12 protein-coding genes and 3 pseudogenes are annotated in these 13,925 nt (G+C 38.8%); 7 read left to right on the top strand and 8 right to left on the bottom strand.

All coding sequences use genetic code 11. The features are described 5' to 3' along the window. Positions 1–114: 114 nt before the first annotated feature. From H8A87_RS16520 to H8A87_RS20540, 5 genes and pseudogenes are all read right to left on the bottom strand, one after another. Positions 115–372 carry a hypothetical protein gene (locus tag H8A87_RS16520; protein WP_198691030.1) on the bottom strand — a complete coding sequence of 86 codons (258 nt, stop codon included), beginning with the start codon at positions 370–372 and terminating at the stop codon, positions 115–117. 123 nt (positions 373–495) lie between these two features. Next, entirely contained in the window at positions 496–1,038 is a 543-nt protein-coding gene (locus tag H8A87_RS16525; RefSeq protein WP_198691031.1) for a fimbrial protein, read from the bottom strand. Positions 1,039–1,492: 454 nt separating this feature from the next. Next, entirely contained in the window at positions 1,493–2,119 is a 627-nt protein-coding gene (locus tag H8A87_RS16530; protein WP_198691032.1) for a tyrosine-type DNA invertase, read from the bottom strand. A 712-nt stretch (positions 2,120–2,831) separates the two neighbouring features. Continuing rightward, positions 2,832–3,661 (bottom strand): annotated as a pseudogene (locus H8A87_RS16535) (tryptophanase); the annotation flags it as partial. Then, positions 3,657–3,797: a hypothetical protein gene (locus tag H8A87_RS20540; protein ID WP_408646936.1), complete on the bottom strand. Its 141-nt coding sequence runs from the start codon at positions 3,795–3,797 to the stop codon at positions 3,657–3,659. The gene H8A87_RS20540 and the pseudogene H8A87_RS16535, both read right to left, overlap by 5 nt. 811 nt (positions 3,798–4,608) lie before the next feature. Between H8A87_RS20540 and H8A87_RS16540 the strand changes: the two genes are divergently transcribed. Further along, positions 4,609–4,959 carry a SymE family type I addiction module toxin gene (locus H8A87_RS16540; protein WP_198691033.1) on the top strand — a complete coding sequence of 117 codons (351 nt, stop codon included), beginning with the start codon at positions 4,609–4,611 and terminating at the stop codon, positions 4,957–4,959. Between the two features lie 188 nt (positions 4,960–5,147). Here H8A87_RS16540 and H8A87_RS16545 read toward each other — a convergent pair whose 3' ends face one another. Continuing rightward, entirely contained in the window at positions 5,148–5,894 is a 747-nt protein-coding gene (locus H8A87_RS16545) for an SDR family oxidoreductase (protein WP_198691034.1), read from the bottom strand. A 515-nt stretch (positions 5,895–6,409) separates the two neighbouring features. Between H8A87_RS16545 and H8A87_RS16550 the strand changes: the two genes are divergently transcribed. Next, on the top strand, positions 6,410–6,739 hold the full coding sequence (locus tag H8A87_RS16550) for a DUF3761 domain-containing protein (protein ID WP_232370326.1): 330 nt from the start codon (positions 6,410–6,412) through the stop codon (positions 6,737–6,739). Between the two features lie 169 nt (positions 6,740–6,908). Here H8A87_RS16550 and H8A87_RS16555 read toward each other — a convergent pair whose 3' ends face one another. Then, positions 6,909–7,274 carry a DUF4180 domain-containing protein gene (locus H8A87_RS16555; RefSeq protein WP_198691035.1) on the bottom strand — a complete coding sequence of 122 codons (366 nt, stop codon included), beginning with the start codon at positions 7,272–7,274 and terminating at the stop codon, positions 6,909–6,911. Positions 7,275–7,852: 578 nt separating this feature from the next. On the opposite strand from H8A87_RS16555, the gene H8A87_RS16560 reads away from it, so the two are divergent. From H8A87_RS16560 to H8A87_RS20545, 5 genes and pseudogenes are all read left to right on the top strand, one after another. After that, positions 7,853–8,626 (top strand): protein bax, encoded by a 774-nt coding sequence (locus H8A87_RS16560; protein ID WP_198691036.1) that lies wholly within the window; start codon positions 7,853–7,855, stop codon positions 8,624–8,626. Positions 8,627–8,878: 252 nt separating this feature from the next. After that, on the top strand, positions 8,879–10,300 hold the full coding sequence (locus H8A87_RS16565; protein WP_198691037.1) for an MBOAT family O-acyltransferase: 1,422 nt from the start codon (positions 8,879–8,881) through the stop codon (positions 10,298–10,300). Next, positions 10,287–11,426 carry an SGNH/GDSL hydrolase family protein gene (locus H8A87_RS16570; RefSeq protein WP_198691038.1) on the top strand — a complete coding sequence of 380 codons (1,140 nt, stop codon included), beginning with the start codon at positions 10,287–10,289 and terminating at the stop codon, positions 11,424–11,426. Before H8A87_RS16565 ends, H8A87_RS16570 begins: the two co-directional genes overlap by 14 nt. Then, on the top strand, positions 11,413–12,657 hold the full coding sequence (locus H8A87_RS16575) for an SGNH/GDSL hydrolase family protein (RefSeq protein WP_198691039.1): 1,245 nt from the start codon (positions 11,413–11,415) through the stop codon (positions 12,655–12,657). Before H8A87_RS16570 ends, H8A87_RS16575 begins: the two co-directional genes overlap by 14 nt. A 27-nt stretch (positions 12,658–12,684) precedes the next feature. After that, a pseudogene (locus tag H8A87_RS20545) lies at positions 12,685–12,774 on the top strand (plasmid stabilization protein); the annotation flags it as partial. A gap of 20 nt (positions 12,775–12,794) precedes the next feature. Here the strand turns inward: H8A87_RS20545 and H8A87_RS16585 are convergent. Further along, positions 12,795–13,652, bottom strand: a pseudogene (locus H8A87_RS16585) (LysR family transcriptional regulator ArgP); the annotation flags it as partial. Positions 13,653–13,925 lie beyond the last annotated feature (273 nt).

Consider the following 13,925-nt stretch of genomic DNA (forward strand, 5'->3'; position numbering starts at 1 on the left):
TCCTTTCCCATGTCCTTTGACCTGTTCTGATTTGTGGCAATAACGGCAATAGACGTCAACTTTGACCATGCTTCATCCTTAAAAAGCCGGAAGCATATCACAGTAACTAACCATTTAATACATGACCCGGATAAGAAGCTCTTTTTGGTACTCTGCACCATATTGATATAACGCTTTCTCTGAAATAATGCCCATATTTATAGATTGCCAGGCATCTTCCATTTCAATTGAGCAACTGGAAGAAACCACCGAGCCACCAATATTAAGTCGGCCTATAAATGGATTAAGAGAATATTCCAACGCCGACGCAGATTCCAACAGGCACAACGATAAAAAGGCAAGAATTCCTTTTTTAATTAAACAAGCATTCACCTGATGAATCTCCAGTTATCTTTATTTCAACAAATAAAAAAACCTATCCTGAAATAGCGAATTATGTTATATAATTACACAATTCGCTAAACTTGTTTTTTTAGGTTTAGGAATAATTGAGATTTATTTGTAAGACATTAAGAAGTTAGTCATCCCACTGAAATCCCCTTCAGTGACTTCTCCTTTACTGTCTTTTGCTTTTTTCGCATATGCAAAAAAGTGCAATTCATTTGTATTAGCCCCTAGATTCGTTGCAGTCGTTTTTTGGCCCAGGATAATGTTCTCACCATTCATTCCTTCCAGACGTACTGCAACATTTTTAGCGCCACCCTGCATTGATAATTCAGAAGCGTCGTTGTGGAGCCCTGAAAATTTAATTTCAACTTGTTTGGCTATGCTCGGCTCACACTGTTCTAATTTTATCGCAAATTCTTTTTTGGCTTCTTCTCCTTTATTCAATAAAGACTTACTTAATAGACCAAATCGAACGGACTGATCAAGAGACTCATGGGTAATATTACATGGAGCATCAACAACAGAACCCGTAAATTTAATTTCCCCCTGCCCACCAATAAACGTTTGATCTAATTGTGGAACATCACTTGCCTGTGCATTAAACACACCCAGAGCCATCGCCGCAATAATTGCTATTTTTGTTAACTTCATTTTGTTTCCTTCGACTTTTCTTAATACATATAGAACAACCTTCAAACAGACAATAATGCTGATGTTATCTGTTTGAAGATGTTGCTCCAGTCATTCCAGAAATTTCGGTCATATATAGAAACGCCATCAATTGTTATAGAACAATCTATTGATATTTTATATTTAGAGCTAATAAAATGAGCCCAGAAACAGTTAACAATTAGTACCAAACTGTTAACTCCAATAGATTAACCTTTATAAATACACATTCTGTTTATGTTTTGTTTAAAACCTCAAACATTGAGGTTTTTTATTCTTTCGATAACGAAGTAAACATTATTAGAGGGGAATTTTAATGGAATAGAAGTGGTCGGATGTCTTGACTTTTCTTAAATTTACAAAAAGTTAAGCCAAAATATTTAGTTTTATTCATCAACGTGTTGAAAAAACATTTTGCAAAATAAAAAAAAGTCGATTAGCTTACAGACAAAGAAATTTCAGCTGTTAACAGTTTGGTACTAAATGTAATCCTTTTTCGCTTCCCTCTTGCCCGCCAAATTCCATCAAAGCGACCAGCATTACTCGCGGTATACCTGACTGTATGACGAATATTACGATGACCTAAATAGTCTTGAATCAAACGAGTATCGACGCCATTATCTGCTAACGCATAGCCACATGAATGACGCAACATGTGCGGATTCGCGCAAATCGCAATTTCTGCCTTGATACTCGTGTTCCTAATGATTTTATAGAACTGTTGCCGTGACAAGGGCTCGCCAGTGCGGGAAATAAACAACCATTCGCTTTTGCCAAATTTTTCAAACTTTTTACGTACAGTTAGCCACTTACGTAACAATTGAATTTCCCTAGAGATCATGGGATGGATGGTGGAAAAGCCATTTTTCAAACGATTAACGCTCAAACTCCGGTCACGCAGATCCACATCAGACATACGTAGCCCCAACAGTTCAGAAGCGCGAAAACCATGGATAAAGCCCATAAAAAGCATACAGATATTACGCTCTGCATTGGCACCTTTTTCCAATTCAGCTAATAGCTGCTCAATTTCAGATTGAGTTAAATATTTACGTTTTAGCATGATGCATTACTCTCTGTGGTAGTTGATTATCTTCTCTTATAATTAAAATCATTCATGTAACGAAAATTTCTTGAATGAGATATTGATTTCCAAAATGAAAAAGATTGCAACATAACGCCATAAAGCATAATTCGTAACATGATGACTAAAAACATATAGTCAACCATGCAATTATTTTTATATAAACTAAAAATCATCTTAACTTCCCAATTACACAAAAAATAAAAAAATATTATATAAATAGAATATTTTATACAATAAAACTATATTTTTATTGCCAGCCATTAGCAAAAACATTGTAGAAAAAACATTTCAATTCATTAAATAATGCGACAAACAAGACAAGCAAGTAATCGCGTTTACTCATCCAAAACACGAGTAGATAGAAAATCCACCTTTAATATACTTCCTCACGAAGATAATGAATAAAATATGATATTAGTGAAGAAGTGAATGATAATTACATGACAAATTTATTTCATAAATATGACAATATTATTACAATAAGATTAATTGGTGGGAATAGGATAATAACTACTTGAAATATATTGATTATTGAGTATGGAAATAACGCTATCAATTTCTATCCATTAAGCCATATATGGCACTACATATGGCTTTTTGAAACATTTCATAGAATGAAATGCGGATAGTATTCACTTCTCATTGATAAAATGAGAAGCATTGAACTAAGATATGTGTTCTCTGATTATCACATCTCTGCAATCGGCTTTAGTCTGGCCGTAAAATGGCGTAAGATTGGCGGCTCGTAAGTAAAGGTTAAGCCCTTGATATTAGCCGCAGGCTGCTTTAACGCAATAAAAGCATCAACGACATAATCCATATGGTCATTGGTATAAACACGGCGAGGAATAGCTAATCTCATCAATTCCATCGGTGACTCTTTTTGTTTACCTGTATCTGGATCACGCCCCAATAATAAAGCTCCAATTTCTACACTTCTGATACCCCTTCCAAATATAATTCATTATTCAATGCGTGAGCGGGGAACTGATCACTGGGAATATGGGGCAGGAGCAATTTCGCATCCACAAAAACAGCATGACCTCCGATCGGGTACTGAATGGGAATCCCCGCTTTTCTTAGTTGTTCCCCCAAATAAGTGACCTGATTAATGCGGTAGGATAGAAAATTCTCATCCATTCCCTCTTCGAGACCAATCGCCAATGCTTCCATATCACAACCAGCCAGCCCTCCATAAGTCACAAACCCTTCCATCGGAGTACAGCGAATACGCACTTCATTAAACAACGTCTCATCATTACGAAAACAACAAAGACCACCAATATTCACCATCGGGTCTTTTTTCGCTGACATCGTAAGCATATCGCCATATTGGTACATTTCTTTGACGATTTCTTTAACGGATTTGTCTTCGTAACCTTTTTCTCTCTGTTTAATAAACCAAGCGTTTTCACAAAAACGCGCTGAATCAATGACGACCGGAATATCATATTGTTTTGCTATCTCATGTACTGCTTTCATATTATCAAGCGAAACCGGCTGCCCTCCCGTACTATTCAATATAAACCATATCAGAAGGCAGCATGAAAGGGTTATATCCCGCACTTTCCAATGCCACTTCACGTTCAGCACGGTTTGTCATACGAATATTTTCTACCATTTTAATGCGGAGAGGTTCTGGAGTTTGTTTCATTTTAATGTTCCTATCAAAAAGCAAAAAAACAGTAATAAATTACATTGCATAATGAGCAAAACCCTCTTTCATTTCTCAGTGAGAATGCAGGAACATTTCATTGCTCTAACCTGCAACATTTAAAAAATATTTTTTACCGAAATAGAAAAAAGTGATTAGATAGGAAATGGTTTTAATATCCGATAACCAATATTAGATTGTATTTGAAAAGATAATTTGTACAACATTACCCCAAGATTCATACATTGACCCTATACTATATTAATACATATAAAATGTACTTATACGACAATGTAATATTCCTGTCCATGTTGATTTAAAAATAATGACACATAACAATATTCATGAGTCAATAAATTTAATTTACAATTAAATATCCTTCTGTTAGTAAAAACTCTCTTAATAAATAATTACAATTACAATGTTACTTATATTTTTAATCACATTAAAAAATTATATGGATAAAGAATTATCAAAAATCCATTAATCTATAACCGACAAAATAGAAATAACCATCAGTCTTATGTTATGCCATCCATTTGCAATTCACATGGATATTTGCTGAATGATTGTGCGGTCGAATTTTAACAAGACATTTCAAAATGGATAAATGTCCAGTGATTTTTTGCGAGTCGCTTCGCAAAGAGCAACATTGTCGATAGACATATTAGTCAACTAAACGCTAGGGTAGATATCGTTCATTAACCAATGAATGCGATACAGATGAAAACACGTATGAATTCGCGGTGCAGTGCAGGCGAAGTGCTGATAAAGTATCGCAGTATACCCAAATAACACAAGGAACGTACCAATGAGCCTTAATGTTTCATTTCGCCATACTGACATTGATACCCCAGAATTAATACTTAATGGCAGTGCACTCAGCGATGCTGGATTTACCGCGAATGAGTTATTTCATATCTCACAATTTTCCAATGGAGTCATTATCTCTCTTGTTGACCCCAACGCAGATCTGGTCAGTTTAATCAATGAAGTGGAAGATAATCCATACGAAGGAATTGACAGTATTCGTGAAAATGGCGAGCTTTATATTGCAGGGGATTGGCTAACAATCAGTAACTTAGTGGAACAACCTATTAACATTGAAATGGAATCTGGAAAGATTATTCTTAAGCCAAAATTGATGGAAATGCTGGCTTAAAGCTATTCTCAATTTAAAACTACTGTTCATTTAAAGCCACTGTCTATTTAAAACCATTGTCTACTTAAAACCATTGATTATTTAAACGCCTGTTCATCAATGAGCCGGAAAAATATTGAGAAAAATTCCGGCTTGTATACCCAATATATTTCAAGTTACAGGGCGGCAATTCAGGCTTATCATAAAGTCTATTTTCCACCGGCCAAATCAATGAAATTACCCGTAACATACGATGATTCATCAGACAGCAACCACGCAATGGCCTGAGCAACTTCTTCCGGTTGCCCACCCCGTTTCATGGGCAGGGAATCTTTGATGCGGTCAACTCTTCCAGGCTCTCCACCATCGGCATGCATTTCAGTATAGATGAATCCAGGACGCACAGCATTTACCCTAATCCCCTGTGCAGCCACTTCTTGCGCCAGCCCAATTGTCATCGTATCAACAGCACCTTTCGATGCCGCATAATCAACATATTCATGGGGAGATCCCAATCTGGCAGCGGCTGATGAAACATTAACGATTACACCACCTTGGCCACCATGACGAAAAGCCATTCTTTTAACTGCTTCACGGGCACAGAGAAAAGTTCCAGTGACATTTGTCGCGAAGATTTCATTTAGTCGTTCTGCTGTTAACTGCTCAATCGTTGCCTGAGCCTTTAAAATTCCAGCGTTGTTCACTAACCCAGAAATAGACCCCAGTTCTTTTTCCGCCTGCTGGAACAACGCCATCACTTGTTTTTCATCCGCTATATCTACCTGAACCGCTATCGCTGACTGCCCGAGAGCACGGATCATATCCACGACTTCATAGGCTTTGTCTTCACGGCTACGATAACTAATGCAGATATGATGCCCTTGTTTTGCCAAACAAAGCACCGTGGCCTTACCGATACCACGGGAACCACCTGTAATAATCGTCACTTTTTGCACAATGCCACCCTCCCCATTTTTCGCATCATTTTTTCACATCAAAACTTTAGGTGCACACTAATTGACTCATTGATTTCAAATCGGCCACCAGATCATCAACGTTGTTATCCGACAGATTCTGGTGCATTTCACTGCGACACTTAAGCGCTGACATAAGTTTTATTCCATGTTAGCCAGTTCCAAATTAATATAACGACATGGAAAATAACAAAGATTATACGGTTTTGACTATTTATTTAAAACATATTCACCTCACGATAATATCTTTATCCTATTTCTCAAAACACTGTAATATTTATTTGATTTTCTTTGTATATTTCAACACGTAAATGATGAGTAAAAATCTAAAAGTTAAATACACTCAGTTACCGATAAAAACGGTTGAATAATTAAAAATAAACACCTATAAAAATTTAAATATTCCCTATGCCAAATTTGCAATCACATCATTCAAAACTATACTCCAAACTGCAAGAATAGATTTCGGGTTTCAGTACTCTAATCAGAGGAAATATATGATGAAAAGCTTGAAGTTATCAGTTGCAGCATTACTGGTGTTGTTTTCAAGTGCAGCACTTGCAGCGCCTGCGGTATCAACCTCAGCCGAAACCGCGCCAAAAACAGCAACGACAGTAGAACATAATATTCAGTCAGCAAAAAACAAAGTTAACTCGTTAGAGAAGAAAGTAACCAAAAAAGCAAAAAGCCAAAAAGTATCAAAGAAAAAAAATAAATCTGTAAAAAAAGGAGCCAATACGGCCCTTTGTAAAGACGGGACTTATAGCAAGAGTAAATCTCATAAAGGAGCCTGCTCTCGCCACGGCGGTGTTAATAAATGGTTATAACCTGACGTTGATTTTTCGTCATGCACAGTTAGGGAGCTTTGGCTCCCTAATTCTTTTTGAATCTGAAGCGCATTTTTTAACCGGAAATAACGGTATATTTTCTTTATCTCACCTGTTCAATAGTAAATCTCTCTTCCTGCTCCGAGAACTTTCACTCGTTTTCTTCTTTTTAGCTACGAGAAAAATATCCAAATGCTTCTTCAATATTCGAAACGAAAAATATTTGGTTACCTCGATTACTTTCAACGATGAAATCTCGCAGACTGGCGCTAATCGTGGTGTATTTCGCTAAATCACCGATAATTGCAACTTTTGTTTGGTAATTAACAAACATTTGCAAAATTTCGCCGGCCATGCCAGTTTTCAATCGAAAAAAATCAGGGTGAAAACAATCTTTGTCGATCGCAATCCCTGCAATATTTTTATATTCATGCCCTAATATTATGTCCAAGATATCCTGTCTTGACCTAATAGATTTGCCTGTGTCCGTAATGTGCAGTAGATGTATCGTGTTTCGTTCAACGATATTTACCATTGATTAATACCTTATATTAAATCTCATGTTAAATAATGGGCTTATCTGTCATTGTCTAGACTTTAACCAGCATGCCACATCGCTGTCTTTCAAACCAGATAACATAAACAAACAAAACATTATTTATATTTATATATTAATTAAATGTTTTACCCACTCACTTATGGTAACAAATTAAAAATTAACCATAAAAAATTATAAATAAATTTAAGTAATAATTTTATTGATAATAACAATGATGAAATAAATTTTAGTGTTAATTTACAAACCGGCAATGACAAAAAAATAATAATTAATAACAACAAGTTAAATAATTAAATCCAGTTAAAATAAGCTGTATTATCAGCTAATTTTCTGGAATAAATATAAACTCCATAATACTATTCACCAGATAAAATAATAATAATGATTACACTAACTTACCATATAAAGTAAAAAATATAGATAATTGTCAGTAAAGTGCTAATATTCGTTACAGAAACGAAACTTATGAATGACGAATAACAGTAGCCATATATTGTTTGCTCTGCTAATATTCGTTTGTTTTTTATCCAGAGTAATAAAACGAGGAGAAGCAAATGCCCTCTCGAATGATGAGGACAACTGCGGTCTTCGCTTTCTTTATCTCATTAATCTTTACCGGTCTGAGCTATGCCTCGACCAGTACCTCGAAAATGCAAGAGTATTCTCACAATGGCATTCAAAAAAATTTGCCTGATTTGCGAAAATACCCTTCAGGTACACCTCGGAAGAAAGCGTTTTTAAATATTGTTGTCCCTGTAGTTGATCAGCATAATCAAAAAATTATGCAAGACCGCAAATGGCTCCTGTCACACCAGAAAACACATCACTGGTCTGCACAGGATATCAATCGATTAAAAAAGATCTGCACGGATTACAAAATGACCTGCAACTCACCAAAACAGGTCAATTGGAATAAACTACTAAGTCGGGTTGACATTATACCGACCCATTTTGTCGCCACTCAGGCGGCGGCAGAGTCCGGCTGGGGAACGTCAGAACTTGCCCAGAAAAACAATAACCTGTTCGGTATGCGTTGCGGCTCTTGCAGCAGAACCAAAGGAAAAGTCAAAGGTTATTCTGTTTACCACACCGTTGAAGATTCTGTCGTTGCCTACATGAAAAATCTGAATACGCACCGTGCCTATGAGTCACTACGTTCTTCACGTGCAACACAGAGGACAACACAGAAGCCACTGAATACCAGTAAATTGATCGATAACCTCAATGGCTATTCCGAACTGGGCGCTGACTATAATCGCTATTTACACCGGGTATTTAATGGCAATAAAAAGCTGATTTCACAGGTACAAGAATTAGCTATCCAATAAATGCAGATAAATTTAGATTAACATGCTAAAAATGACATACTGCCTAATGTTCAAACATTATTAGACAAAAAGGCCATGAAATCGCCTGAATGACAGTCCCCCAATAATCCACTTTGTATTAATTACAAGGTGGATTCTTTTTTATAACCCTCCCCTATATTACCTATTGTAAACATAGGTAAACTCCATACTATAATGTGTCTCAGAATTGCATTCCTTCTCCCAACGATAAATGGTTAGCCAGAGCCTAATATGAATTTCTTTTCTTTTGAGTTTCTTGCATCATTTGTTATTCTGCTTCTTGTTTATTGGCTTTTGCAAAAAGCCCCCAAGCTACAGAATAGCTTATTAATTTTAGTCAGTTATTTATTTATATTCTCTTTTTCAGCAAAATTCGCCTACATTTTATTCGCCTATACCCTATTTATTTACTGTTTGGCGAATATTATCAGCCGTTATTTATCTAATAAGGTCATACTCACTCTGCTGACATTCGGTATTCTCGGCTGTTTCACTGCCTTCAAATATTACTCTTTTTTCCAAGAGGCAATTCAGCAATCATTAGCCAATGTTGGGATCACTGTAGAGCTGCCTGTACTTGAATTGCTGATGCCATTAGGCCTGTCATTCTATGCGTTCCATTCAGTCAGCTATGTAGTATCCGTGTGCAAGAAAGAGCTGCCAGCCGCGCCATTGCCTGATGTTATTTTGTATCTTTGCTTTTTTCCCAGCATCGTCGCCGGGCCAATCAATCGGGCCAAAGATTTCCTGCCGCAGATTCAGGCATCATCCAGAATGATGCTAGGGCCATTGAAAGCCCTGTTCTTGATTACACTCGCCATAGCAAAACTCTTTTTGCTCAGTTCTACGCTCTCTGAGCATTTTGTTAATCCCGTTTTTGAAGACCCGACTAGCTACCATGCGGGGCAAATCCTCGTGGCGATTTATGCTTACGCTTGGAATATCTACTTTAACTTTTCCGGCTATACCGATCTTGTCACCGGCATCGCCCTGCTATTAGGCTTCAAAGTGCCACGAAATTTCGATGCCCCTTACCTTGCCGAAAATTTACAGGTATTTTGGCGGCGCTGGCATATCAGCCTGTCAACGTTCATCCGTGATTATGTCTACATTCCACTGGGTGGTAACAAAAAAGGCACTTTCCGCAAGAACGTGAATATATTCGCGGCAATGGTCATTTCGGGTTTATGGCACGGCGCTGGTCTCAGCTTTATTATCTGGGGGGCCATTCATGGCTTAGGGTTAGTTCTTCAAAATATTAAAAATGCCCTGTTCCCTACGGCAAAGAAACACAATGAGTCACATACGAAAAATCCCATTTCATTATTTTTATCCCGCGTGGTGACATTCCATTTTGTCTGCTTTGCATGGGTCTTTTTCCGTAGTCCAACCGTTAATGACGCTCTGGCTGTATTAACTCAACTGTTTTCTGGAGACGTTTTCATTTCTCTGTTATCCAGCGGATCGCTATTAATGGTTTTTTGGGGATTCTTTATTATCTATCCGTGGCTGGTGAATCTCAGAAACAAAATTGAAAAAAACCATAGCCTGATTTCCTGGGCTTATTATCCTATTCCCTTAGCTCTGATCCTTACTTTGGTATTTATTTTGTCACCTTCTGGAATGCCAGGATTTATCTATGCCAACTTCTGAATTTACATCTAATCTTAAAAAAGTCGGACAAGTGATTTGTATCGTTATCTTGACCAGTTTGATGCTGATCTGGCTGAATCAAGGTTCGTTGGATAACTTCTGGCAACAGAAATATCACCGTAATAGCCCTTGGGCATCTTTCAAGGGGGAGCCATTGTGGGATTTAGGTAATAATATGCAGCAAGGCGCGATGGCTGCCAATGAGACATTTATGGCATATGCAAGGGGCAAATATCAGGATAACCCATCACACTCCATCAATATTGATGGCACGCGAACGGTATTTCCTCCTGATTTTCAAGTCGGCCTACGCTTTCTGGAAGGTTATGTACACCCCATCAAAAATCTCTCTTTCACATTTCCTGAGCTACTGCGAAAGGATATTAAGCTCGTTCAGTCTCCCTTGTTCCAAAATGGCCCAGTACAAAAAGCTATCATTGAAGAAATTGTGCAGAAAACCCACGTCAGTCTGGGAATAAAAGATAAAGTGTTATTTGCTGGCGATTCGATGATGCAAGGAGTCGCCCCGCATTTAAAACGGCGGCTTTCTCAGGAATATGGTATTTCCAGCATTAATTTAAGTAAGCAAAGTACAGGTTTATCTTATCCCGGATTCTTTGATTGGCCGAAAACCATCAGCAATGCCTTGAGAGATAATACTGATATTAAATTAGTCGTCGTGTTTTTAGGCCCAAATGATCCGTGGGATATGCCGGTAAAACGCGGAACTCCCTATTTGAAATTCGCCAGTGAAGATTGGGAAAATCTTTATCGCCAACGAATTGAAACTATTTTAAATGATGCGCGCCAGCATCAGGTCGATGTGATTTGGGTTGGCCCACCGAATATGCGCCAGAAAAAACTTTCCGCCAGTATGGTTTACCTCAACAAATTGTATCAAACAGAGGTAGAAAAAATGGGGGAGATCTATGTTGCAGTTAATGATATGTTCAAATATCAGCCAGATAATTATTCAGACTATATTGGTGATGGCAGCAGCACGATCAAACTCCGAAGTGGCGACGGTATTCATTTCAGTTTGAATGGGCAACAAACCATCGCAAATTATCTATTTTCATTGATTACATTTATTCAGGAGCCAGCTAAAGAAGATGCAACCATTTAGAACGTTCCGTGGGTTTTACCGGATAATGGGTGCAGGTCTGGTTATCGCGCTCTCTGTGGGCCTATTATCATGCCAAGGGAAAAAATCCAAACCCTCATCAGAACTCCAAATAACGCAAACGCACCGTCAGCAACAACTGATGGATTTTGGTGATCCCAATCTCGCGCTATTGGCGGATAAGCTGCGTCACAACGATACCCGCCAGCTTCATTTTGTGCAACTGGGTGATTCACATACCGCTGCCGATTTTTTTACCGGCAAATTGCGCAGCTTATTACAGAATCGTTATGGTGATGCTGGGCCAGGTTTTATCCCGCCAATGAGCATTCCTGCCCAGCGTAACGCGATCGTGCGATTTACTGAGGATAAAACAGGCTGGTGGCTTTCAAGCAGCCGCAAAGATAATCGGGCGGATTATCCACTGGGTGGTTTTATCGCTATCCCAGAAAGTGCCAACAGCACGATACAAATAGATTCTCCTTCTGCCCGTGGTAAGTACTGGTTGAGTGCGCTCTATCAGTCTCATGAAGCGACTGAAATCAAAGCACAGTCTGCTTCAATGGGATTATCGCATTTACCTGCGACAAACAGTGAATGGCATTTATCGCCAGAACAAAATGTCTCTTTCCCAATCAAGCTCTACCCGCAGAATACGCAATTGAAAATCGGTGGCTGGCTGATAAAACGCCAGAGCCCCGGCATTATGTTATCCGCATTGGGAATTAATGGCGCCACCATTAATATGCTGGATAAATGGCAGCCACAGTGGATTGATACGCTGGCCCAGATGAAGCCGGATGTGGTGATCCTCGCTTACGGCACCAATGAAGCCTTTAACGACTCGCTGGATCTGGTCACTTACCAAAAGGAACTGACCTCCAAAGTACAAGACATTCGCAAAACAATACCGCAAGCCGTGATCCTGCTGATTGGGCCGAATGATTCACTGAAAAATAAAACAGCGGCAAACTGTAGCGAGCAACAACCTGCTCTGCTCAATAACGTGATTCAGATTCAGCAAGCCGTCGCCAAAAAGCAGCGCACCCTGTTCTGGGATTGGCGGGAGTATATGGGCGGGGCATGTTCAGTCAGAGGATGGGCACAGCAAAATCTCGCTCGCCCTGATTACGTTCACCTTTCCGCGGCCGGTTATGAGCGTAGTGCCGAAGCGCTTTATAAGCAGTTTATTGGTTTGGTTGAGCGAGATAGGCCAAAAGTAAAAATAGAGTAATCCGGTAAGGGGCCGATAAGGGGCTATATGTCTTATCCAATTTTGACAACAATAGCAGCCAGCATTACCGATTTGAAACGCAACCCAATGGGAACGGTTGCAGATGGCGACAGCGCAGGCTTGGGTTCTGGTGGAGTCTAATCCTGATGAAGCGATTTCCTGGCCTCTGAAATTAACGTACTGGTCAGCTTGCCCAACAGGTTCGATTGGGCGGGCCAGTAATGCCAATATAGTGCAATATCGGTAAAACGCCTTGGCAGCAAGTCAACCAGTTCATGACGTTCAATCAGGTCTTTGGACTGAAAATCTGGAATCATTCCATAGCCGACGCCCAATTTAACAGCTTGATAGAAAGCATCTGTGCCTGGTATGTAATGGCAAATGCAGGACTCCTGCTGTATGAGAAAATGTTCAGCAAGAAAATTATGTTGAAGTAGATCTTTTTTATTGAAGACCAATAGAGGTGCTTTGGTCAGAGTGCTTCTCTTGACACCACCTTTAAACCATTTCTTCACGAATGCCTTGGATGCGAGCAATCGATACCTTATTGAACCAAGCTTTACGGATGAACAGCCTCTTATGACGCTACTTCTAGATGACAAAGCACCTAAAGCATTGCCGGACTCCAACGCTATGTGGGTGAAATCCTGATCGTCGACAATTATTTCGATTTTTACTCTTTCACTCGAAAGGTAACAGGAAATAGCAGGTAGCAACCAATCTGCAAGGGAATCATTGTTGACTGATATGGTAAAACTAGCCCACTTGTTAGGATAGAAATGGTTTTTGAAATCTTCATTCAAGGCATGAAGTTTTATCAAGTACTGGACAAGCTTAAAGCCCTCGGATGTATATGTGCAAGGATGCTCACGCCTTACAATAGGGACGCCGACTTCTGCCTCCAAGGATTTGATCCGCTGTGATATTGCAGATGGAGTAATATTGAGTCTTCTGGCTGCCTGCTCGAAACTTCCTGTCTCAATGATAGCCATTAGTGCATCTGTTTTTTTTTATCGAACATTATGATTTAAACCAGATTTTCACATTAGTACTGTATACCCCATGCCTCACGGGCGAGTCAATCATGAGTTCTTCTGGACATGCAATATAATATATTGACCTCTTTTCTAAGTTAGTAGGGTTTACATAATTTGTGATGCTTCATATTTCAAACGTACTGACTTTATACCAGCAGTGAGAAGAAGCAAGAATCGATCCTCAAAGGCGCTGGTTTAAATATTTTCATCGGTGTTTAATTTTCCTTAACA

The organism is Xenorhabdus lircayensis (genome assembly GCF_016306625.1).
GTDB classification, from domain to species: Bacteria; Pseudomonadota; Gammaproteobacteria; order Enterobacterales; family Enterobacteriaceae; genus Xenorhabdus; species Xenorhabdus lircayensis.

Coding starts and splice junctions, on each gene's coding strand:
- H8A87_RS16555 (WP_198691035.1), bottom strand. CDS start 7,274: ATGGTAAATATCGTTGAACGAAACACGATACATCTACTGCACATTACG.
- H8A87_RS16570 (WP_198691038.1), top strand. CDS start 10,287: ATGCCAACTTCTGAATTTACATCTAATCTTAAAAAAGTCGGACAAGTG.
- H8A87_RS16560 (WP_198691036.1), top strand. CDS start 7,853: ATGCCCTCTCGAATGATGAGGACAACTGCGGTCTTCGCTTTCTTTATC.
- H8A87_RS20540 (WP_408646936.1), bottom strand. CDS start 3,797: ATGAAACAAACTCCAGAACCTCTCCGCATTAAAATGGTAGAAAATATT.
- H8A87_RS16550 (WP_232370326.1), top strand. CDS start 6,410: ATGATGAAAAGCTTGAAGTTATCAGTTGCAGCATTACTGGTGTTGTTT.
- H8A87_RS16575 (WP_198691039.1), top strand. CDS start 11,413: ATGCAACCATTTAGAACGTTCCGTGGGTTTTACCGGATAATGGGTGCA.
- H8A87_RS16525 (WP_198691031.1), bottom strand. CDS start 1,038: ATGAAGTTAACAAAAATAGCAATTATTGCGGCGATGGCTCTGGGTGTG.
- H8A87_RS16540 (WP_198691033.1), top strand. CDS start 4,609: ATGAGCCTTAATGTTTCATTTCGCCATACTGACATTGATACCCCAGAA.
- H8A87_RS16530 (WP_198691032.1), bottom strand. CDS start 2,119: ATGCTAAAACGTAAATATTTAACTCAATCTGAAATTGAGCAGCTATTA.
- H8A87_RS16565 (WP_198691037.1), top strand. CDS start 8,879: ATGAATTTCTTTTCTTTTGAGTTTCTTGCATCATTTGTTATTCTGCTT.